The organism is Phormidesmis priestleyi ULC007, assembly GCF_001895925.1.
GTDB classification, from domain to species: Bacteria; Cyanobacteriota; Cyanobacteriia; order Leptolyngbyales; family Leptolyngbyaceae; genus Phormidesmis_A; species Phormidesmis_A priestleyi_A.
Genome location: NZ_MPPI01000008.1, coordinates 19,078 through 39,065 on the forward strand (window position 1 = coordinate 19,078; position 19,988 = coordinate 39,065).

Below are 19,988 nucleotides of genomic sequence, written 5' to 3' on the forward strand. Positions count from 1 at the left end.
CATCGATTCTTGCACAGCCGTTGACGGAATGATGTCGCGTAGCTCAACACGGGTGACTTTCACACCCCAGGGATCGGTGGCAATATCGAGATCTCGCAGCAAGATTTCATTGATCTGCGCTCGTGCTGTAAAGGTTTCATCGAGTTCAATTTGACCCATCTCAGCGCGAATTTGAGTCAACACTATATTCACCACAGCAGCATTGAGATTTTGCACCTTGTAATAGGCCCGCTCCATGTCTACGATCTTCCAATAGACCACTGCATCGACGGTGATCGAGACGTTATCGCGAGTGATGCAGGGCTGCGGCGGAATTTCGAGCACCTTTTCTCGCACGGTTTCTTGAAAGGCAAGGCGATCGAGTCCAGGAATCACAAAGCTGAGTCCGTGACCGAGCTTACGATCGTAGCTTCCCAACCGCTCGACCAGGGCTTCATTGCCTTGCTGAATAATTTTGACGCTAGAGACAGCACCCGCTCCTACGCCTATTGCAATTAACCAACCCCACATAGACTTATGCTCCTAATTTTTGAACGGTTGAATGATGATTATTGATCGTGTGCCAAGCCTTCTGGCACGATGATTAGCGTCGTCCCTTTGCGCCCGACGACGTAGACTTTTTGGTGAGGCGCGATCGTCCCGTCAAAAGTTTCGCAGCGAGCGCTCCAAGAATTTCCTTCGTAGAGAACCCGTCCAGGCTGCCCCGGCAGAATTTCGGTCAACGTTTCTGCTTCGGTGGCATCCAGTTTTAAGGCGGCTCTACGGCTAATCAGCTGACGAGATGCCAGCACCGCTAGCAGAGAAAGCGCCATCCAGAGGGTGATCTGCAAATTTAGAGATAGCACCCCTGAAAAGGCGGCAACCACCAGCGCACTGAGTCCCATCACAAAGGCGATAAACGCTGTAGGCACCACAAACTCAATCAGGCAAAGGGCAACGCCTGCTAAAAGCCAGACCATAGTTGGAGTCATACCGATTTGATTTGTGAATGTGACAGATCCGCCCGGTAGGGGCACGACCTGTCGTGTCCTCTCGCGATCGTTCGATCAGGGGCAACTACTTTTGAAATCGAGATCAGAAACATAGTTTTGAGTCAATAGATTCACGATCGCTAATATATCAATCAGAGTTTGAGAGACGAATGGCTCAAAATCGGCTATCCTGCAACCGAGTTAAGCGATTTAAGTCATTCTTCAAAGAGTGCCCGCTCAATTCCGCAATGCTTCACATTTATGAAGATTGAGTCAGTCACAAACGCCCTACAATATACGTTTTTAAGTGCATGAGCAGTTCGCAATCGCAGGAGCATCGCTATCTTTGGGCAGTGGGAGAGATCGCCGCCCAAAAGCCACCGGGCACGATCGTATCCGATCGCTATCAGGTGATCACGCCTCACATTTGGGCAGATACAAAGCCTCAGACAGAGCCTTATGTGTCTGCACTGCTGCCTGACGAAGCGCTGCCCTATTTGCACCTCTATGCTCATCGGCTGCATGTGCCCCAAGTCTATGGGTTTTGTCGCGACGAAGTGAGCGATCGCGAGATTCTGTTATTAGAAAATGTCCCATTAAAAAATACAGGCGACCTACAACCCGCCATTTTTGAAGCCTGGACTCAAGCCTCTGCCGTGCGTCAAGTCTATTGGCTGTGGCAGATCTTGCAGCTTTGGACTCCGCTTTTAGAGTTAAACGTTGCGTCCAGTCTGCTGTCACCCGATAATTTGCGCGTCGAAGGGTGGCGAGTTCGGCTTAAAGAATTAATCAAGGATTCAGAAGACTCAGTTCATACAAGAGCCTCGTTTTTAAATCCTTCTCTCTCAAATCTAGGGCAGTGCTGGCTTGTGTGGGTGCCAGAGTCGAAGGCGACGATCGTAGACTCTCTCACCGCGATCTGTGCCGCTATGCAGCAAGGAGCCAGCTTTCAAGCCGTCTCAGCCCAGTTAAACCAGTTATTAATCGAGCAGTCAGCCCAGTTGCCGCTCCGCTTGCAGGTTGTAGGAGCCACCGATGTAGGCGCGGTACGATCGCACAACGAAGACACCTGCTATCCAGTCACGGCTCACGCGCGCACACAGCCCCATGATGAACTGAGTCCGCGATTGGCGATTGTCTGTGATGGCATCGGCGGACATGAAGGCGGCGAAGTTGCGAGTCAACTAGCGGTGCAGTCACTTCAGCTTCAGATCAAAGCCTTGCTGACTGAGATTGCCCAGCAGTCGGAGCCGATGCCGCCTGATTTACTAGCAGAGCAGTTAGCCGCGATCGTGCGGGTCGTCAACAATATGATTTCGACTCAAAACGATGACCAAGAGCGAGAATCTCGGCGGCGGATGGGCACCACTTTGGTAATGGCGCTTCAGATTCCGCAGCGCGTTAAACTGCCTGGTGGAGCCGTCGCCAACAACGCTCACGAACTCTATCTCGTTAATGTAGGAGACAGCCGCGCTTATTGGATCACGCCCCGCTATTGTCATCAATTGACGGTAGATGATGATGTCGTGACGCGAGAAATTAAACAAGGACGATCGCTCTATCGTGATGTGCTCAAACGCCCAGATGCGGGGGCACTGACTCAAGCCCTCGGAACGCGAGACGGTCAGTTTCTTAACCCCAGTGTGCAGCGCTTTATCTTAGAAGAAGATGGATTGCTGCTGTTATGTTCTGATGGGTTGAGCGATAACGAGTTAGTTGAGCAGTCTTGGCGCGATTATGCAGAACTCGTTCTCAAAGAAAAAGTCTCTCTAGAGTCTGCGGTGCAATCTTGGATCGACCTGGCAAATCAAAAAAACGGACATGACAACACCTCGATCGTGCTGACTTATTGTCACGTTTCTTCACCGTTGCCAGAGATGCGGCTACCTGGGGACGTGAAGGCTGGTGATCCATTGGCTTCCTCTTCAAATATGAGTTTGCCAGAGGTTGAGGTTCCAGCTTTAGAGGAAATAGTCTCTCCTAAGCGAAAGAAAGCAAACCCCCTTGGGCTGACCATCAGAATTATCTTGATGCTGCTTTTAAGCGGGGCTGTAGGTGCAGGAATCTGGTACTCAGTTGACCCGATCGGATTTCAGCAACTGCGCGACTCTGTAGAAAAAAGGCTCCGATAAGCAATCCAGCGATCGAGCAGCAGCGCCATCAATTCTTCTCAAGAGTTTTGTCAAACCGTAAGAAGGGGACGCTCTTGTGCAAAGATAAAAAAACTGTCGATAAGCCCAGTTGGGTTTGACTAATCGTGGTGAATGCTCTTGACAATGAAACGCTAAGGATTATGGAAGTTGGTGCTCGTATTCGTGTGATTGAATCTGTCATTATTTATCATCATCCAGAACACCGTAACCAACCGCTCGATATTAAGGGGCAAGAAGGTGAAGTGTTGGCGATCGTGACTGAGTGGCATGGCAGACCTGTCAGCGCTAATTTTCCAATTTTGGTCAAGTTTAGCCCTAAGCTCAAAGTTCACCTCCAGGAGTTTGAGATCGAGGTTTTATAGCAGTTTCAGCGTTCTCGTTTTCGACAAAACCAGCCCAATAAATTGATATCGCCGCGCATTTTTTCAAGCTCTCGGCGATTTTGTGCTGCGAGCGTGTGATACCACACGCTGGCGCGATCGAGGTCTTCTCGATACTGCGTTTCTTGATAAAACTGACGAGTGGCATAATAAACTTCAAAAATCTCATCTTCTGATGGGGCTGAGGGGTTCATCCATCGGTGTTCGGTGTAGCGCATAAGCTGGAGATCTTAAGAGAGTTATAGCCTGCCACTTTAGCCAATCTAACCGATCAAGTCAGAATTGCGAAACGAGTTTTGTTGTTTTCCGCTTGTACGGAAGTATTGCGTTAGCTACTGAAGCTGTCCTCATCCTGAATCTTCAACTTCTGAGATACTCCATCTCACCCTTAAAGAAGATTGCAATAAACTCTGCATCTGTGATGGTAAACACAGGGAATCTAGAAACAAATTCACTCAACCAAAATGATTTTGGTATAAGACTGAATGGGTATTTAAATTTCTTAAGAATTAAAGAATGAGATCGATTCTTTAACGAAAGTATCCATCAAGCTTTAAAATACTTCTTTTAATTGTTTAGAACTATTAAGGCTAAACATGCTTTTCCTGTCAGCAAATGACTTGATAAAAATCAAAAGGATGACATGAATGAAACAAAACCCAGTAGCGATCGTGGCAAGATTGCAAAATACTTAGATACCGTTGATCAGCGAGCGGCTGATCTCTATAAAAACATAGGAGATAAGTCTCTCGATCAGCCAAAACTCGCCCTTAGCTATTTGGCAGCACTCGCAAATGCTTTAGAAGAACTGCGAGTTGTAGAGGAAGAAATTTGTCGTCACAACGAAGTATTGCAACAAGCCCGTCAAGAGCTAGAAAACGAACGGCACCGATATCAAGAGCTATTTGACTTTGCCCCCGATGGATATTTGGTGACTGATATTCATGGCAAAATTCATGATGCAAATCGGGCAGCCGCAGAATTATTAAATGTGCCCCAAAAATATCTTTCAAGTAAAGTTTTAACTAATTTTGTGCCCGAAGAACAGCGTCGTGTCTTTCGATCGCTCTTGTTGCAACTGCGAAGCATCGATCGCATTCAAGAATGGGAGATTAGTCTACTCGCTCGCAGTAAACCTCGATTTGAGGCGGCCATTACGGTCGTAACGGTTAAAGATTCAAAAGGTAAGGTGATCGCGTTGCGCTGGCTGATTCGAGACATTACGGCGCGTAAACAAATGGAAGCACAGCTTCACCAGATTCAGCTTCAAAACTTAGAATTGATCGAAGCCGATCGAGTCAAGGCGCAATTCATCGCCACCATGTCTCACGAGTTGAGAACTCCACTCAACGCAATTTTGGGCTTTTCTAGTTTATTGCTGCGTCACGTTCAACGGAGATTTGAGCCGCAGCAATTCACCATGATTGAGCGAATCTTTGAAAACGGACGGCATCTATTAAGCCTGATTGACGATGTTTTAGATTTCTCAAAACTGCGATCGCATCAGCTAGAACTTCAGTTAGAAACCTTTGATTTAGCTAATTTAGTTGTCACAACCGTTGAAGAACTGAAACCGCTAGGCGCTAAAAAAAACTTAGATCTACAAGTTCATCTAGTTCAAGATCATATTTTGGTGGTTAACGATCGCAATCGAGTTCGGCAAATCATTGTCAACTTGCTATCAAATGCGATCAAATTTACTGACGAAGGGCAGATTTTGATCGAGGTCGATCTGATGCCGAGAGCGCATCTAACCATTACCGTTCGAGATACCGGAATTGGCATTGCAGAAGCCGACTTAACCTTCATCTTTCAAGAGTTTCGACAGGCAAACCAAACGATGACTCGCTCCCACGGAGGAACCGGATTGGGGTTAGCAATTACCAAAGCGCTAACCGAGCTAATCGGAGGAAATATCTCAGTTGAGAGTGAGCTAGGTCAAGGTTCAACGTTTATCGTTGAGTTGCCTTGTCAGGTGCAGTTAAGCACTCGCAAAAAACTGTGAGACGGTTAATCTTTCTCTCAAGATTTGCTGAAGATTGGGGATTAAATAATACTCGTTACTTGCAGAGATATTGGGCACTGCCGTGCCATACCCGTACGCAGAGTCGGGTTTCAATTAACGTCAGTTCGATGAGTTCTTTCGCTTCGTTCTTCAGCGATTCAGCCCCCTAAATCCCCCAATTCGGGGGGACTTCAAGCCTAGAATTCAGGTTCAAAGTCCCCCAATTTTGGGGGATCTAGGGGGCTGCCCGGATTTGTAACCGCAGCGAAAAGCTTCGTCGAATTCACGTTCAATTAATTCACGATTCTAAAGATAGAGTGCGATCGCTGACCATTTCTGTCGCCTTGTAGAGCCTCTCAGTTTGGTTTGTGTTTTAAAGTAACGCTACAACCGAGATATGAGGAAGTTAAGAATGTCGGATTTGGGTGAACAAGCGCTGAACAAAGTTGCAGAAATGGGAATCTCTAGCCAACTAGATGAAGTCAAAAACTTAGATGTCGAAATTGAAACCGACCCACTCAAACTCATATCAGGTGCCGTTGATTCAGTCTCAATTAAGGCTGAGGGCTTGGTGATGCAGCACGATCTGCGGATCGAAGAGATGGAAATGCACACGGGGCATGTGGCGCTCAATCCAATGAGTGTGGCTTTTGGCAAAATTGAGTTGACCCGTCCTACAGACGCTGAAACTCATGTCGTTTTGACCGAAAAAGATGTTAACCGCGCCTTCAATTCAGATTTCATTCGTGACAAGATGCAAGATCTGAAGGTGCGCGTCAATGGCGAACTCGCAACGGTAGACACTCACCATATTGAGTTTGGGCTGCCAGGTGATGGCAAGATTTTTTTGAGTACAGAAATCATGCTGCAAGCCACTCCAGAGAAAAAGCGGGTGGCGTTTACGACGGTTCCCCAAGTGGGTCAGGGTGGGCAGCAGGTGCTTTTAGAAGATGTGCAATACATTGAGGGTCAAGATCTTTCGCCCGAACTGACCGAAGCGCTGCTCAGTCAAGCACGAGAACTCTTAAACCTCAAGAATTTTGAACTCGATGGCATGGCTTTAAGACTCAAAAAGCTGGATGTGCAGAAAGGAAAATTAGTCCTTGAGTCAGAGGCGCATGTGGATCACTTCCCCTCATCATAAGGTCATCTCTAATTGAGGATAAGTGTCTGCGGGGCGAATGATATTCGCCCTTTTGTCGTCAGACTATCCTTCCATCTCACTGCCAATCGCCTTACTAAAATTTAACTACTCAGGAGAACACTATGACTCGTGCTCATACCCCCAGCATTCCTCCGGTAATCGAAGCTGATGAAGCCGAATATCGCGATAGCGGTGTTCCCAGCACGGTTGCCATTTTTGGACACCCTCTACATCCGTTACTGGTTACTTTTCCGATCGCGTTTTTGACAGGTGCTTTGGGCACCGATGTTGGCTATTGGCTCACCGGAGATTCTTTTTGGGCAAGAGCGTCTTTTTGGCTGATTGGGGTTGGCATTGTGTCTGGCTTGGTTGCGGCTGCGACTGGCATGAGTGATTTTGTGAAAATCGATCGCGTCCGTGAACACAGTGCAGGCTGGGCGCATATGGTTGGCAACGTGGCAGCACTGACGCTTTCTGCAATAAATTTTTGGCTGCGGTGGAATGATCAGGCGGGTGCAATTTTGCCGATCGGATTAATTCTTTCTCTCATCGTCGCGACCTTATTAGCCATTACAGGATGGTATGGTGCAGAACTCATTTATCGCCACAAAGTTGCAGTAATTGGCTATGGCCCTAATCATAGACCTCAGTAATCAGTGAAGCGTTAAAGATTGATAGCATTTACGGTTGAGTTTTGTTCTATTAGCAATTCATTCTCTACGATTTCACTCTTTTGGACTACTTGATAATTCTGTCGTTTGAAAGAGGCGTAACGGCCTCTTTTTTTTTAGTATTGTGTACAGCAATTTATTCTAAAAAACTACTATGAACCTTGATTCAAAACCTGGTGACAACAGCGGTGAAGTTAACCAGCCGATGACTCCTGAAGAAGTTGACCCCAAACAAAAACAAGAGCAACGGGCTGAGTTAGACAAAGAATATTTAGCTAGCAATCCGGGCGATCGCATTGATGACTCAAAATCTCTAGAAGAAAAAGCGCAACAAGTGGCAGTTGACGCAGCCGATATTACTGGAGACCACATTACCGTTCCGACTTATTTTGTCGTTGACACGCCTGATGGCGAGAAAAAGCCGTTGCACCACGTCAAAGATGCTGAAGAAATCTCAGACGTGATCCGTCAAGCCAGAATCAACGAAGACGGCGAACAAATTTGGCGATAGAGTTATTTTCTACGGGTCGGGTCAAATTCTCCATTTCCATAGAAGTGATGTAGGTGAAACCTATAAGAGTCTCGCTGGTTGAAGTCAGCGGGGCTTTTTCATTTTTAGACTCATGTAGCTTAGGCGTTATCTAATACCAATTTCGGAGGCAACTGCGACTGATCGTTCAATCCGACGGGGCATGGCACTGCCGTGCCCTCATGCGGATCTGTCGCAGTCACAAATCAAATGGCTATGAGTTGCTCCTTTAGATAGGTCTAAAAATGGCGGCGATCGTATCACTTGATAGAGACGCATCGATAGTCGTTTAGGCACGATCAACTATGTTCTTAAAGAGAGACTACTTTGAGAAGAAACGTAAAGCATTTCTAATCATTAACACTCTATACAAAACTATGTTTCGGGCATTCCCTTTTCAAACTGATTTTTTTAATCATGAAATTCCCTTACTAAAACGTAAACAATCAGCCTTTGCGATCGAAGATCTCCCAGGGCTGTGGCGGCTGCACTGGCAGCTAGGACAGATCACCATTTTTTCAACGTTTTACACACGCATCGATCAAGCTTGTCTACTGTGGGGCATAATTTCGATAATTATTTTTTTGACGGCTCAATTTGCTCCGATCGATTGGGCAACGCAAGCATTTTTCTGGTCGGGTCTGACCCTATTGGGGACGGGTGCAATGATTAAACTCTCAGAAAAATGGGCGACGATCGAGCCGCTCAATCACATCATCTCTGCTTGGATATTTCTCATGTTGGCAGGTCTGGTGCTAACCGATTTAAGCATTTTTTGGGGTTGGGCACCCATTCTGACGCAACTGCCGCTACTGTGGCTGGCGCTGAATGCGTTTGGATATCTTTATACTGGCGTGAAGATGCGATCGCGGGCGTTTCTCCTGATCTGTTTTGTGCATCTGCTGGCGATCGCGACCCTTTCTTATGTAGGCGTGTGGCAATTTCTCGAAACGGGCATTGTGATTGGTCTGAGCGCAGTGCTATTGGCAGAACTTCAATGGGATTCAAGCGGAGTTTGCGCTAACCACCCACTCGGAGAGAAACCGTAGATTTCGGATCTTAGCCCCCTCCCTGATCCGGCTTTTTGAATCTTTCTTAAGTTGGATAGTTAATCTAAAAACCGTAGCTTATACTACAGAAAGTAAATCGTTCATCTGATTCTGGCTAACAGCAGAGCAAGACGGAAGTAGAGAGCTTAACCAACTTATCCAAAATATTGGCACTCTCGAAGGAACGCGCCTCCCTCTAAATTTTCACTTTGCTCAGAGGCGACCCAAATGCGACTTTCTTATCGAAGTGTTAGCTACGAATATGCTCCTCCCACGATCGAAGTGACTGAAAGCGAGATTCAAGGCAAATATCGTGTAGCGCCTTGGCAGTGTCACACTCTTGCCGAAGCTCAGGTTCCTCAAGCCCCTCAACGCTTAGAGAATCAAAATAGCGCTTATTCTCAGCGAGACCGTTCTCAGATTGAGCGCACACAGCTTTCTCACACGCTGCCAGTTCGCTCGACCTTTAACATCTTGCAGCAACTCAAACGCATTCACAGCGCCAATGTCTATCGCAGCTTAGAGCATCGGATGCAGGTGGCAAAAGACCGAGAAGATTTTCAACTGCTTCAGGTTTTAGAGTCTGAGTTGAGAGAAACAGTTTTGCGATAGCGCGATCGTTTTGTAGGTGAAGGTTATAGGTGGCATTTGGTGAAAACTGATGCCACCTTTTATTCTGACGTTCAGCAGTCGCTTCGACCCGTCACTGATAGCCCTTCGACAATCAGCGAGGGTGTGTGACATGAGCCATTCCAATCGCCATCGCCGCCGAGTTCGACCAGGTTTTTGAGAGCGGTGTAGACACTTCCCGCTATCATTGTGTCTTTGACTCTGCCGACGATTTGACCCTTTTGCACTCGATATCCCAGGTCAATGTTGACTGAAAATTCGCCAGAGATGCCCGCGCCGCCGCCTAGCATTTGATCTAAAACGAGTCCATCTTCCATCGTCGAAATCAGTTCTGGGAATAATTTGACACCCGGCTCGATCAGCAAATTAAACAAGCCAGGATTGGGGTAGCTGCCTAACCCCGGACGAAAGCCATTCCCCGTTGTGCCACTGCCTAAAAGTTTTCCGGTGGTGCGATCGGCGTAAAACAACTGCAAAACGCCCTTATCGATAAACGTGATCGGGCGAGTCGGTGTACCCTCATCGTCAAACGGGCAGCTAAACGGGCCGGCCTCTGGCTTTTGGCTAATCGTGATTGCCTCAGAGATCACGGCTTGATCTAAGCGATCGCTCCAAGGCGATGCCCCTTCGATCACCTGTTTTCCGTTTAGGGCTGACTGCACGGTGCCCCAAAGCATGTCGGCAGCTTTAGAGGTGAAAAGGATTGGCACCCGCCCGATCGGTGCGCCCACATTTTCTTTGGCCCACTCCAATCGCTGCATAATTAGTTGAGCCACGAGTGCCGGATCAAGACGATCGCGCAAGGTCTGCCCGTCGCTGACATTGAGAAAGTCATCTCCCCGTATCCATTCCACTTCTAGATAGCCGCTCAAAGTGGTGTCAGTGTAGCCGCAGTCCAGCCCGTTTGAGGTGATCAAGCGAGTCGTTTCTGATTCACACTCCCAGCCGCCCGCACACAGCACTTCGGGATACTGATCTCGCACTAGCTCGATCGCCTGTCTGCCCCATTCCACGAGCGTTTCGACCGAGACGGCTGCTCCCATGTTGGGATAGATTAGTCGAGAAGCTGGAGCCAGTTCAATCTCTTCGGGTTCGTTGAGTTGGCTGAGAGCAAGGGCGCGATCGACCAGTGCCTGCGCCTCAACTGGGCCATAAGCGACCGCTAACCCTGGACATCCGTTTTTCCAGAGTCGTAGGGCGGTGCCTTCTGAGTCTGCGCTTTCGAGTTGTTTAAGTCGGTTTGCCTCAAAATAAACCGGACGAGAGAGCGATCGTGACTGAAAGACTTCTGCTGCTTCTGCCCCCGATCGGGCAGCTAGTTCCAGCAATTGTTCTGCTAGCATATCCTGCAAGTTATGAAACTCATCCCATCGTTAGCCTACGCTAAATTGACCTCCTGCAATAACCAGAATCCGGCAAAGGCTTCGACTTGCGGATCGGTTTGAATCGCTAAAAAGTGCACCTGATTGGATTGCTGTTTGGCAGCTTCAAACTGTCTCGCTTCTGGCTGGGTTTTGGGGTCAAGACTAGTGAGAATCCAGCGATCGCTGACTCCGGTTTCAAGCAGCAATCGCGTCGGAGTATCTGGGTCAAACTTAATCGCCGCCATCTCTAAACCCGACATCCAGGCTGCCATCGGCATAGCGCGAGGCGAATAGATAATCAGCCCAGGAATCGGCGTATTGGGAGCCAGCCCTGCCATTTTGAGCGGGAACGATTCGCCAAAGTCGATCGCCCATTCGCTCATATCATCAAAGGCGCTGGCCTCCAAAGTTGCGAAGATCCATTTCTGTCCGATCAGGGCATCGGGCAACGGCTCGGCTGGAGTCGTGGGAAACGTCACCGAAGGATTTTTAGACGGCTGAAAACCTGGATGATTGGGGTAAACCGTATCCATGCGATCGCGCACCCATTGACTGAGAGCAAAGGTTCGCCGACTCAGTTGAGCAGGCACGTTCAATCCGTTACAGGCAGTGGTGATCATATTATTCATTGCCTGTCGAAAGAAGCGAATCTTGTCAGGCGGATTGGGAGCGCGAGAAATGGCTGCTTCGATCGCGCTTTTTAACCAACCCGAATTGACCTGTGTGCTCGAACAATATTCGGCATAGCGAAACAGCGAGTCTGGATCAACATCAATGCGAGTTGGACTTTCGCAGATCAAAACTTCCCAGACTTTTTTGTTGTTTTCATCCACGATCGGGCGTGAATAGTAATCGAGTTCCCAAATAGTCGTCATGGTAGAGAATGAAGGGCATCAACTGATATTAGTCTCCCAGCAGATTTTGGCATTGCTGAATGGAGGGGTGATTTGGTAGGGGCAATCCCCCCGTGGTTGCCCTCCGTCAGGGGTAGGCACTGGGGCACTACCCCTACAGCCATTTCATCCCTCATTCTGCAACGCCCAGATTTTTTCTGGCTCGTTCTTGACGCGCTTCTGCTTCATCCATTACCTGAGCCATATTCTCAGTCATTTCACCAGGATGATTTTCTAGAATCTTTGTAGAAAGAGAAATTCGACCTCTGCCTTCGTCTAGCTCGACAATCATGGCTTTAATCACCTGTCCGACTTGCAGCAGGGCAGGCAGCGACGCAATGTAGTTTTTGCTAATTTGATTGATGTGCAGCAGACCCGTTGTGCTATCAAATTCCACAAAAGCTCCAAAGGGCTTGAGGCTCACCACTTTGCCTTCGATGAGTTGTCCTACTTCTAGCTGACTAAAGCTAGCGCTCTTGGCGGCGAGGCGATTTGACAGCACCAGTTTGTTACGATCGCGATCCATTTCCAAAAACGTAGCCGTCAACGTTTGACCTTTGAGCGCTTCTAGATTTTCTCGCTCAACTAAGTGCGATCGTGGAATAAACCCCCGTAAGCCCTGCACATCAACCGTTACGCCGCCCTTGTTCATGCCTGTCACCCGCACTTGCAGACTTTGCTTGCTGTCTTGCACATCTGCCAGCCGATCCCAGATTTTTTTAATTTCTAGTTGCCGCAGCGAGAGGGTGACTTGTCCGTTTTCATCTTGCTCACGAATAATTAGAAAATCTCGCTCTTCTTCCTGATCGGACAGCACTGCTGAGATGTCGCTAATTTGGCGCACACTAGCTTCTTCGATCGGCAAAAAGGCAGGCGATTTTCCACCAATATCTATCAGCGCACCGCCGCTTTCATAGCTAAACACCTTCCCCCGCACGATTTGCCCCGTGGCAAACTGGTAGTCGTGTTGCTCCAGCGCTTTTGCAAAATCATCCATCGAGAAGGATGCGTCCGATCGAGACTGAGTTGATTTTTGATTCATGACCACTGAGTGACAGCCCCACGGTTGCAGGGTTAAATTTGCTGACTATTGCCAGTTTAGCCTGGGAGAGAAGCGCGGAGATTTTTAAAGAGTGCTTTTACCTGGTTCCAAGCATCGGCGGCAGCTTCGGGACGATAGTCCGATCGCTGATCACAAAAAAAACCGTGACCTACGGGATAGCGAAATACTTGATGAGAGGATTGTTGTCGCTGAAGTTCGGCTTCTATCTGGTCAATTTGCTCAACGGGGATTAATGGATCTTCGGTGCCAAAGAACGCATAGAGAGTGCCCTTGATCTCTCCGGTTCGGCTAATGGTAGGTGCGCCACCTCCCGGAGTCATGGCTGCAATTCCGGCTCCATAAAACGACGCAGTGGCTTTAATCTCTGGTAGAGTTGCCGCTAAATAAGCGACATGACCGCCAAAGCAAAAGCCGATCGCGCCAATGGCACCTTTTTCCACCCAGGGAAGGGTTTCTAAATAAGCGATCGTGGCTCGCATATCACTCAATAATTCATCAGCTTTTGTCTGATCTTTGTAAACTCGTCCGAGTTTTGTTTCTGCCTCGCTGTATCCAACTTCAAAGCCGGGAGCGGTGCGTTGAAAAATTGCGGGTGCGATCGCCACATATCCTTCTCGTGCCAGTCGTTCGGTGACTTGACGAATGTGAGCATTTACGCCAAAGATCTCTTGAATGACCACGATCGCAGGATGGGGTTCGCTATCAGTTGGTTCTGCTAAGTAAGCATCAATTTGCAATGCTCCGTTTAAAACGGTTGCGTTTGTCGTTCTAATTTCTGTCACGATGCTTAAAAGTTATAGACAATAATCTGTAATTTTGGGTGAAAACTCTCACAAACATTCTTAAGCTATTTGATTTAACACTGCAAGTTAAATTTTCGTATAACCAGTGTACAAGGTAGGAGAAACACCGTACTAATCTCTAGAATGGTACAAATAGTAAACAGATTCCGGTGAGAAAATTACTCACTTTGAATCTAGTATGTGAGCAAGTTTTGAGGCCCTGGCATGGTGCAATTTCATATTCAGCCAGATAGTGATATCCCGGCATCGACCCAACTTTATAATCAGATTTTGTTTGCGATCGCGTCGCGACAGTTTTCGCCAGGGCATCGGTTGCCAAGCACTCGACAATTAGCGATGCAAACTGGGCTGCACCGCAATACCATTAGCAAGGTTTATCGTCAGCTAGAAGAAGCAGGAGTGGTCGATGCTCAGGCAGGGTCGGGCATTTACGTTCGAGATCAAGCCCACGATCCCGCTACGAGCATTAAGTCTCCGCTGCTAGATCAAAATCCTCAAGCGCACAAAATCATTCAAACCAGCCTAGACGATTTGTTAAAGCAAGGCTGCTCTCTCGGTCAAGCACGAGAATTATTTTTGGCAGAAATCGATTGGCGGCTGCGCTGTAGTGCTCAAGTATTGATCACGGCTCCACAGCACGACATTGCCAATGGCGAAATTTTGCTGCGCGAATTAGAGCGTGCCCTCAACATTCCGATGCAGCTTGTGCCTTTAGAAGAACTCAGTCGCGTGTTAGATCAGACGAGATCGAGCACTGTCGTTACCAGCCGCTACTTCATTGCTCAGGCAGAAGCGATCGCCACCCCTCGATCGGCGCGTGTGATTCCGGTAGACATCTACGATTTTGAAAAAGAGATCAAGATGGTGCGATCGCTCCCTAAAGGAACCTGTTTAGGCATTGTCAGCCTCAGTTCAGGAACGGTCGGAGTTGCAGAGGTAATCATTCACAGTTTGCGGGGCGATGATTTGCTCGTGATGACCGCTCAGGTGAACGACAAATATAAGATGAATGCGATGGTACGAAGTGCTCAAACCATCTTTAGCTTTGACGATGTAAGCTCTGCGGCAGTCAAAGCGACCATTTCTGCGGCGAGAGAAGATATTATTCGTCCGCCTCAATTGGTCTACTGTGAAAACTTTATTGTCAGCAAGTCAGTCAGTCTGCTCAAACGCGAATTAGGACTGGAGTAGCAAGAACACTCTGTCCGACCGTTTTAGCCTACTTGCGATCGCTCCAATATTTCGGTCTACGCTTATGATGAGCGACTGCCAAAATGCGAATTTGACTGTTTTTGAGGACACGGTATAGAAGTGAGTATGGAAACTTTGGTAACATTAAGCGACGAACTGAACCTCGAATCTCTAAGCCAGCATTGGGGTAACGGATCAGAAAGTTGACTGCGCGTTCGACCTCCTCCAAATACTCTAGTCCCAATCCGGGCTTCTGTTCCTCGTAGTACGCCGCCGCATCAACTAATTCTTGTTCTGCAAGCGAATTAAATGTGGCAGGTGTCATTACAAAGATGCACGAATTCGCTGAAAGACTTCTGTAGAAGGAGCGCCAGCTTCTAGCGACTGATCCATTGCTTGGTCACGCCTCTCAGCTTCGTTTACCCAAACGCCTGCAACTTCTTGGTCAACCATATCCGTTTGCCCCAAATATCCAAGAAGCCGAGCTAGTAAAGCTGCCTGAGCATCTTTCGGAAGCGCAAGAACTTCTTCTTCAATTTGTTCGAGTGTCATGACTAGGGAAAAGCTCCTTGATGAACTACCTAACATCATACTCAAACCTTACAGTCTTGAATATCAACCTAATCCTTTCCAGAAAAAGCTGAAACCTGCCTTTATCCGGGTTCTAATGGCAGAAAGAGCGTAAACACTTCGCCTCGCTCTGGGCGTTGCCGCACAATTAGCTTTCCTCCCAGCGCTTGGAACAGGTTTTTGGTCACATTGAGGTTAAGGCTCAAACTTCCCGTTTCGGGTTGAAACATCAGCACTTGACCTAGAGATTTTAGCAAGGGTTGATGAGGCTTTGAATCGATCGCTTCAGCAGATTCTGAAGACTCAAGCTGGAGTTTGAGTTGATTTCCGGCTAGTGTCACCTCGACTTGAATATGGCTCCCCGGCGGCAAGCTGCGCGCAGAGCGATCGATTAAGCTCGTCAACGCCTGGTCTAACATCGTCGGGTCACTAACCACCGTCGGCATTTGTCGAGGCAAACTTACTTCTAAGGTCAGGTTGCGCTGACTCGCTTGCTTTTGCCAACGAGGAATACTTTCGCGTAAAACCTCGGCTAGAGAAGTCGGCGCGAGGGATGCCAGGGCAAAACTGGTTGTAGAGGTTTCTAGCTCCACTGCCCGAAAGATCAAGCCAAAGCGATCGATTTGCTCACTGCAAGCCCGATCGATCATTTCTAATCGTTTTAGCACATCGGGCGGCAAATCTCGACGCTTGAGCAGCGATCGCGTCAGGGTACGAATCGTGGTCAAAGGGGTGCGAACTTCGTGGGCGATCGCTTGCAGTAGTTCTATGTCGATGCTTTTGCCCTCAGACAAACGCTGCGAGAGATCATCGGCGGTCGGATGTTTGTCGAGCTTCTGTGCTTTACCATTTCGAGAAGCCGCTTTCTTACGATTTCTTTGCAAGGCGGACTCTATCGCCCCTTCATTAAGATGAGTCGATTTCATTTCGTCGGCATCGGCTAGACGCGTTAGCAAAAGATGGCTGAATTGAGTGACTAACTTATAGTGCGGAGCGATCGCCGGAAACTGCTTGATCAGCGCATCCAATCTGCCCATCTGCGGGGCATTCATCAGCACAACCCGCAGCCGTAAAACTTGCCAGACGCGATCGACAACTTCGGGATCAAACGTAAAAGCAAAGGTCGGTTCCCCGTGCGGGTTCTCGCCTAAAACCATCACCAAGCTAAACTGCTCAGTCAGCACTAGAGAAAATTGCTCAATTGCTAAGGGATCACCCGGCAGCAGGGAAAGCGAGGGATTGGTTTCGCAGGTCGAAGCAGGTTGGTCGATCGAGGGACATAAGCGAAAGGGCAACCCCATTAGCGTTGCAGACGGGTCAGCCGTAAACGTCCAAGTGGCAAACTGAGACATTAAATCAGTTTGGCTGACAACGGGCAATGGCCCAGAAAGCACTAATCCTTGAACATCTTCGCCAGGACTTGACGGTTTAATTTGTTTCAGCAAAGATTCTAGCGCTGCGATCGCGCCAAACCATTCTCGTTCGGCTCGAACTCGCTGTTGAGCGATCGAGGAATTTGTATTGTGTTGCCTAGATCTAAGCTCTTCAGACTTCCAGACACACTGATCAGAATCCCCTTGAGGCTGACTGCTCAAGGCGAGAATCTCACTTAAGGTTGGCAAAATCCAATTAGGCATACTAACCGAGACACACTTAACCGCTACCTGATAAGAGCCTATCTGCATTTCGGCAAGATCAGGGAGCGTAGAACCGTACCAAAAGAGTTGCAATCACCGCTATTTTGAGAAAAATAACTCAACTTGATCCAATACGAGACAATAGAAAGCAGAAGAACTCTGAGCGCAAAGACTGAATGGACTGGCAAGAAATTTCTGGCAACTGGGTTTTAGTGCCCGATCGACCCATTGCGATCGTACACTTTTTGGGCGGGGCATTTGTGGCCGCCGCTCCTCAACTCACCTACCGTCGTTTATTAGAATATCTGGCATCGCAGGGATATGCGATCGTGGCGACTCCGTTTGTCAACACTTTTGATCACATTGAGATTGCCAAGTCGGTTTTGCAAAGCTTCGATCGTGCCTTAGAAATCCTTCAAACTCGCATCATTAAAAAACGCTACATTCCCGTCTATGGAATGGGTCACAGCATGGGCTGTAAACTGCATTTATTGATTGGCAGTCTGTTTGGGGTCGAGCGAGCCGGAAATATTTTGATCTCGTTTAATAACTTTGCGGCGCGAGATGCTGTTCCTTTAGTCGAGCAATTTTCTCAAGTGTTTTCAGTCGAGTTTACGCCTTCGCCTTTAGAAACGAACAAAATGATTAGCGATCGCTATCAAGTTCGGCGCAATCTGCTGGTGAAATTTGATAACGACTCGATCGATCAAACCTACACTTTGTCGGAACTGTTGAAGAAACGCTTCCCTGATATGGTGACTTTCCAGATTCTTAAAGGCTCTCATGCCACGCCGATCGGACAGGATTTTAAGTGGCAGACTGGCGATTCGTTTTCGCCATTTGACGCGATCGGGCAATGGATGCGCCAAGAAATCTATCGCGAACTTCAAGGATTAGAGACTGCGATCGTCCGTTGGTTAAACCCAATGGGAACCCGATAAGAGTTGACGCTTGCCGCAGTTGGGGTATTCTGAGCGATTGTCCCCTCATCAGAGAAATGGGTAGAAACCCCGTGCTTCTAGCACGGCTTTACATTGATTTGTGGTAGATTTGTATTGGTCAATGACCCACCCGTGACGATGGATCAGACAGCCTAACGAGCGAAGTTCAGCCCTGTGCTGGCGGCGCAGAAAAATCGGTAGACCGGGAAAAGAGGACAGGGCAATGGTAAACATCCCTTGAATCAACCAACATAGAAATTCTCTGGGGATTTCGCGCAAAAAACCGCTGGGCTAGCGGGGTTAGTCTGTGGAGCGAGCATAAGACCAAAACTCCTAGAGGGTAGAGGCAGTTGCAATGAAGCAGAAACTCAAATCGCGAGGTTTGGGAATCACCGCTCCTTTAGGACGGTGAGGATGTCAACAAGCCGTCTGATATCAGACGGGTAATTTTGCATACGGTGCTAACAAAGGGCAAGATTTAGGCTTTAATGCAAATAGTCTCTAAGCAGCACTTAAAACTTGAGCATGCTAAGACCCGGTTGTAAACGTCTAAACGATTAATTTGAGATGAACGTTAAACATATTGCTTCGACTTGCCTGTTAGGTTGTACGACTTTGCTCATTGCAGCCACCGCTACCCTGGCTAAACCCGGCGACCCCACCAATGCAGTTTTCAAAAGCAGAGGAACGATCGAAAATGCCCGCTTCAAAGGCGTAGGCGATGCGAGCTTAGTGCTTGCTTTTGCAAATAACAACGGTTCACTCGGTTTAACGAACGCCGGAAGATTCTCTATCGAGTATATTGGCAACGTCCAGAAAAACTTTGAGGGCAAGGTTCAACTTCGGGTCAGTAAATTTCGTTCGTCTGAAAAGGGCTTCCGCACCGTTCCTGCCTCTGGCACCTGTAATATTGAGACTAGCGATGGCACCAGGGTTATACGGAGTATCTGCACCGTCCAAGGAAGCCAAATTGACCATGGAAGAAGCGCCTTCACAATCAAATAGCATTTAACCAGAATGCTTTTGATTGAATGCTGCCCCAACTGACCAAAGCACTGTACTGAGAGATGTGCAGCCGAATAACGAACTACCCGATCGCGCTTCGGTTGCACTCAGCTCCTCTTGTCTTATGCTAAGATTGGCGCGTCCAAGTGCAAGAAAGTAGCTGATATGACCATTGTCGATTCTCACGTCGAGGCAACGACAACCACAGGGTTAATGGATATTGAAGCCGTGCAAAAAGCGCTCAATCGTTCTAGAGCCTCTGTTTATCGCTATGCCAACACCGATCCTCACTCGACCAATCTCGCTTATGATCCCAAGCGCTTAAATCCTGAGATGCGCTCTAGTCCGGCTGAGGGGCTGTTATTTCATCCCAACGAGGTTGCGCGTTTTGCCAAAGATGTTTTGCGAATCAAACACGTCACGATCGAGATTCAAGAACTTCAGCCCAACGCCACTCAAGAGCTGCTGCAAGCCATTTTGACTGAGCTACAAGGCATTCACCAGACGCTCAAATCTCGCGCCTGAAACCGCATTTTGTTAAAATCGTTTACACTGAAAGCGTGTCTTTCTAAAGATTGCTTGCCGAAACCGAAAAACTGAGGCGACGATCGCTAGAATTGGCATTAGTGAGGATAGGGTTTCCTGCCTCCGTCATGGGTTAACTAGAAAAGAAGTCTTTTCTGCCGCTAATCCTAGTTGAGTTTGTTTAACATAAATTATGCAATCCGGTAGCCACCCTACCAGCCCTTCGGGGCAACCTGCCCATACTGCGGCAAACATTATTGGCACAATCATTGCTCTACTCACGCTGGTTTTACCCCTCTGGGTGATCGCCTGCTACACGAATAGCAGCCCTCCAACAGTTCAGCCAGTCTCCCCTCCAGCGATCGAACTCGCAGATTAAGAAATCTGTCGAGCTTAACCTCTGAGCGATTATCGGTTTGATAGTCGCTCGTTTTGATTTGAAGGTCGTATCCTAAAGTTATTGC

Annotated in this window: 23 protein-coding genes and 1 riboswitch; of the genes, 13 read left to right on the forward strand and 10 right to left on the reverse strand. The window is 48.1% G+C overall.

What is annotated here, in order from left to right; all coding sequences use genetic code 11:
* Both BRW63_RS08885 and BRW63_RS08890 read right to left on the reverse strand, forming a co-directional pair.
* Positions 1-510: paraslipin (locus BRW63_RS08885; protein ID WP_143162034.1), on the reverse strand; the 510-nt coding region annotated here is incomplete at its 3' end.
* Positions 511-548: 38 nt separating this feature from the next.
* Positions 549-971, reverse strand: coding sequence for an NfeD family protein (locus tag BRW63_RS08890; protein WP_073070544.1), 423 nt, complete (start codon positions 969-971; stop codon positions 549-551).
* A gap of 311 nt (positions 972-1,282) precedes the next feature.
* Here BRW63_RS08890 and BRW63_RS08895 point away from each other — a divergent pair, with 311 nt between their 5' ends.
* Both BRW63_RS08895 and BRW63_RS08900 read left to right on the forward strand, forming a co-directional pair.
* Positions 1,283-3,103 carry a PP2C family protein-serine/threonine phosphatase gene (locus tag BRW63_RS08895; RefSeq protein WP_073070545.1) on the forward strand — a complete coding sequence of 607 codons (1,821 nt, stop codon included), beginning with the start codon at positions 1,283-1,285 and terminating at the stop codon, positions 3,101-3,103.
* Between the two features lie 161 nt (positions 3,104-3,264).
* Positions 3,265-3,486 (forward strand): ferredoxin-thioredoxin reductase variable chain, encoded by a 222-nt coding sequence (locus BRW63_RS08900; protein WP_073070546.1) that lies wholly within the window; start codon positions 3,265-3,267, stop codon positions 3,484-3,486.
* Positions 3,487-3,491: 5 nt separating this feature from the next.
* Here the strand turns inward: BRW63_RS08900 and BRW63_RS08905 are convergent, their stop codons facing one another.
* The gene (locus BRW63_RS08905; protein ID WP_073070547.1) at positions 3,492-3,722 is read right to left on the reverse strand and encodes a hypothetical protein; all 231 of its coding nucleotides are present in this window, start codon (positions 3,720-3,722) and stop codon (positions 3,492-3,494) included.
* Between the two features lie 425 nt (positions 3,723-4,147).
* Here BRW63_RS08905 and BRW63_RS08910 point away from each other — a divergent pair, with 425 nt between their 5' ends.
* The 6 genes from BRW63_RS08910 to BRW63_RS08935 all read left to right on the forward strand — a co-directional run bounded on the left by BRW63_RS08910 (position 4,148) and on the right by BRW63_RS08935 (position 9,514).
* Positions 4,148-5,509, forward strand: a complete 1,362-nt coding sequence (locus BRW63_RS08910) for a PAS domain-containing sensor histidine kinase (RefSeq protein WP_073070548.1) — start codon at positions 4,148-4,150, stop codon at positions 5,507-5,509.
* Positions 5,510-5,921: 412 nt separating this feature from the next.
* Entirely contained in the window at positions 5,922-6,653 is a 732-nt protein-coding gene (locus BRW63_RS08915) for an LmeA family phospholipid-binding protein (protein WP_073070549.1), read from the forward strand.
* Positions 6,654-6,775: 122 nt separating this feature from the next.
* Entirely contained in the window at positions 6,776-7,306 is a 531-nt protein-coding gene (locus BRW63_RS08920) for a DUF2231 domain-containing protein (protein ID WP_073070550.1), read from the forward strand.
* A 172-nt stretch (positions 7,307-7,478) separates the two neighbouring features.
* A complete protein-coding gene (locus BRW63_RS08925) occupies positions 7,479-7,835 on the forward strand; it encodes a hypothetical protein (protein WP_073070551.1) in 357 nt (118 codons plus the stop codon).
* 323 nt (positions 7,836-8,158) lie between these two features.
* A complete protein-coding gene (locus BRW63_RS08930) occupies positions 8,159-8,902 on the forward strand; it encodes a hypothetical protein (RefSeq protein ID WP_223257334.1) in 744 nt (247 codons plus the stop codon).
* Positions 8,903-8,998: 96 nt separating this feature from the next.
* Positions 8,999-9,093, forward strand: a riboswitch (Glutamine riboswitch).
* A 37-nt stretch (positions 9,094-9,130) separates the two neighbouring features.
* Entirely contained in the window at positions 9,131-9,514 is a 384-nt protein-coding gene (locus BRW63_RS08935) for a DUF4278 domain-containing protein (RefSeq protein ID WP_073070553.1), read from the forward strand.
* A 71-nt stretch (positions 9,515-9,585) separates the two neighbouring features.
* On the opposite strand, the gene BRW63_RS08940 is transcribed toward BRW63_RS08935, so the two are convergent.
* From BRW63_RS08940 to BRW63_RS08955, 4 genes are all read right to left on the reverse strand, one after another.
* Complete coding sequence (locus tag BRW63_RS08940) at positions 9,586-10,875, reverse strand: TldD/PmbA family protein (RefSeq protein ID WP_073070554.1); 1,290 nt, start codon at positions 10,873-10,875, stop codon at positions 9,586-9,588.
* A 35-nt stretch (positions 10,876-10,910) separates the two neighbouring features.
* Positions 10,911-11,771 (reverse strand): Tab2/Atab2 family RNA-binding protein, encoded by an 861-nt coding sequence (locus BRW63_RS08945; protein ID WP_073070555.1) that lies wholly within the window; start codon positions 11,769-11,771, stop codon positions 10,911-10,913.
* Positions 11,772-11,922: 151 nt separating this feature from the next.
* Entirely contained in the window at positions 11,923-12,831 is a 909-nt protein-coding gene (locus BRW63_RS08950) for a S1 RNA-binding domain-containing protein (RefSeq protein ID WP_073070556.1), read from the reverse strand.
* A gap of 56 nt (positions 12,832-12,887) precedes the next feature.
* Positions 12,888-13,634, reverse strand: coding sequence for a dienelactone hydrolase family protein (locus tag BRW63_RS08955; protein WP_073070557.1), 747 nt, complete (start codon positions 13,632-13,634; stop codon positions 12,888-12,890).
* A gap of 225 nt (positions 13,635-13,859) precedes the next feature.
* Between BRW63_RS08955 and BRW63_RS08960 the strand changes: the two genes are divergently transcribed.
* Positions 13,860-14,846, forward strand: a complete 987-nt coding sequence (locus BRW63_RS08960) for a GntR family transcriptional regulator (RefSeq protein WP_073070558.1) — start codon at positions 13,860-13,862, stop codon at positions 14,844-14,846.
* 28 nt (positions 14,847-14,874) lie between these two features.
* Here the strand turns inward: BRW63_RS08960 and BRW63_RS08965 are convergent, their stop codons facing one another.
* The 3 genes from BRW63_RS08965 to BRW63_RS08975 all read right to left on the reverse strand — a co-directional run bounded on the left by BRW63_RS08965 (position 14,875) and on the right by BRW63_RS08975 (position 17,101).
* The gene (locus tag BRW63_RS08965) at positions 14,875-15,171 is read right to left on the reverse strand and encodes a type II toxin-antitoxin system RelE/ParE family toxin (protein ID WP_073070559.1); all 297 of its coding nucleotides are present in this window, start codon (positions 15,169-15,171) and stop codon (positions 14,875-14,877) included.
* A complete protein-coding gene (locus BRW63_RS08970) occupies positions 15,171-15,398 on the reverse strand; it encodes an addiction module component (protein ID WP_073070560.1) in 228 nt (75 codons plus the stop codon). The genes BRW63_RS08965 and BRW63_RS08970 overlap by 1 nt, the downstream gene beginning before the upstream one ends.
* 101 nt (positions 15,399-15,499) lie before the next feature.
* Positions 15,500-17,101, reverse strand: coding sequence for a sensor histidine kinase (locus tag BRW63_RS08975; protein ID WP_223257335.1), 1,602 nt, complete (start codon positions 17,099-17,101; stop codon positions 15,500-15,502).
* Between the two features lie 128 nt (positions 17,102-17,229).
* Here BRW63_RS08975 and BRW63_RS08980 point away from each other — a divergent pair, with 128 nt between their 5' ends.
* From BRW63_RS08980 to BRW63_RS08995, 4 genes are all read left to right on the forward strand, one after another.
* Positions 17,230-17,994 carry a DUF1350 family protein gene (locus BRW63_RS08980; protein ID WP_073070562.1) on the forward strand — a complete coding sequence of 255 codons (765 nt, stop codon included), beginning with the start codon at positions 17,230-17,232 and terminating at the stop codon, positions 17,992-17,994.
* Between the two features lie 567 nt (positions 17,995-18,561).
* Positions 18,562-18,999 carry a hypothetical protein gene (locus BRW63_RS08985; RefSeq protein ID WP_073070563.1) on the forward strand — a complete coding sequence of 146 codons (438 nt, stop codon included), beginning with the start codon at positions 18,562-18,564 and terminating at the stop codon, positions 18,997-18,999.
* 165 nt (positions 19,000-19,164) lie between these two features.
* Positions 19,165-19,524 (forward strand): resolvase, encoded by a 360-nt coding sequence (locus tag BRW63_RS08990; RefSeq protein WP_073070564.1) that lies wholly within the window; start codon positions 19,165-19,167, stop codon positions 19,522-19,524.
* 193 nt (positions 19,525-19,717) lie between these two features.
* The gene (locus BRW63_RS08995) at positions 19,718-19,903 is read left to right on the forward strand and encodes a hypothetical protein (RefSeq protein WP_073070565.1); all 186 of its coding nucleotides are present in this window, start codon (positions 19,718-19,720) and stop codon (positions 19,901-19,903) included.
* Positions 19,904-19,988: the final 85 nt, after the last annotated feature.

Excerpts from the sequence above, each read along its gene's own strand:
- BRW63_RS08890 (WP_073070544.1), bottom strand. The coding sequence starts at position 971 with ATGACTCCAACTATGGTCTGGCTTTTAGCAGGCGTTGCCCTTTGCCTG.
- BRW63_RS08970 (WP_073070560.1), bottom strand. The coding sequence starts at position 15,398 with ATGACACTCGAACAAATTGAAGAAGAAGTTCTTGCGCTTCCGAAAGAT.
- BRW63_RS08975 (WP_223257335.1), bottom strand. The coding sequence starts at position 17,101 with ATGCAGATAGGCTCTTATCAGGTAGCGGTTAAGTGTGTCTCGGTTAGT.
- BRW63_RS08920 (WP_073070550.1), top strand. The coding sequence starts at position 6,776 with ATGACTCGTGCTCATACCCCCAGCATTCCTCCGGTAATCGAAGCTGAT.
- BRW63_RS08980 (WP_073070562.1), top strand. The coding sequence starts at position 17,230 with ATGGACTGGCAAGAAATTTCTGGCAACTGGGTTTTAGTGCCCGATCGA.
- BRW63_RS08985 (WP_073070563.1), top strand. The coding sequence starts at position 18,562 with ATGAACGTTAAACATATTGCTTCGACTTGCCTGTTAGGTTGTACGACT.
- BRW63_RS08905 (WP_073070547.1), bottom strand. The coding sequence starts at position 3,722 with ATGCGCTACACCGAACACCGATGGATGAACCCCTCAGCCCCATCAGAA.
- BRW63_RS08915 (WP_073070549.1), top strand. The coding sequence starts at position 5,922 with ATGTCGGATTTGGGTGAACAAGCGCTGAACAAAGTTGCAGAAATGGGA.
- BRW63_RS08940 (WP_073070554.1), bottom strand. The coding sequence starts at position 10,875 with ATGCTAGCAGAACAATTGCTGGAACTAGCTGCCCGATCGGGGGCAGAA.
- BRW63_RS08910 (WP_073070548.1), top strand. The coding sequence starts at position 4,148 with ATGAATGAAACAAAACCCAGTAGCGATCGTGGCAAGATTGCAAAATAC.
- BRW63_RS08950 (WP_073070556.1), bottom strand. The coding sequence starts at position 12,831 with ATGAATCAAAAATCAACTCAGTCTCGATCGGACGCATCCTTCTCGATG.
- BRW63_RS08930 (WP_223257334.1), top strand. The coding sequence starts at position 8,159 with ATGTTCTTAAAGAGAGACTACTTTGAGAAGAAACGTAAAGCATTTCTA.
- BRW63_RS08895 (WP_073070545.1), top strand. The coding sequence starts at position 1,283 with ATGAGCAGTTCGCAATCGCAGGAGCATCGCTATCTTTGGGCAGTGGGA.
- BRW63_RS08945 (WP_073070555.1), bottom strand. The coding sequence starts at position 11,771 with ATGACGACTATTTGGGAACTCGATTACTATTCACGCCCGATCGTGGAT.
- BRW63_RS08960 (WP_073070558.1), top strand. The coding sequence starts at position 13,860 with ATGGTGCAATTTCATATTCAGCCAGATAGTGATATCCCGGCATCGACC.
- BRW63_RS08900 (WP_073070546.1), top strand. The coding sequence starts at position 3,265 with ATGGAAGTTGGTGCTCGTATTCGTGTGATTGAATCTGTCATTATTTAT.
- BRW63_RS08925 (WP_073070551.1), top strand. The coding sequence starts at position 7,479 with ATGAACCTTGATTCAAAACCTGGTGACAACAGCGGTGAAGTTAACCAG.
- BRW63_RS08965 (WP_073070559.1), bottom strand. The coding sequence starts at position 15,171 with ATGACACCTGCCACATTTAATTCGCTTGCAGAACAAGAATTAGTTGAT.
- BRW63_RS08935 (WP_073070553.1), top strand. The coding sequence starts at position 9,131 with ATGCGACTTTCTTATCGAAGTGTTAGCTACGAATATGCTCCTCCCACG.
- BRW63_RS08990 (WP_073070564.1), top strand. The coding sequence starts at position 19,165 with ATGACCATTGTCGATTCTCACGTCGAGGCAACGACAACCACAGGGTTA.
- BRW63_RS08995 (WP_073070565.1), top strand. The coding sequence starts at position 19,718 with ATGCAATCCGGTAGCCACCCTACCAGCCCTTCGGGGCAACCTGCCCAT.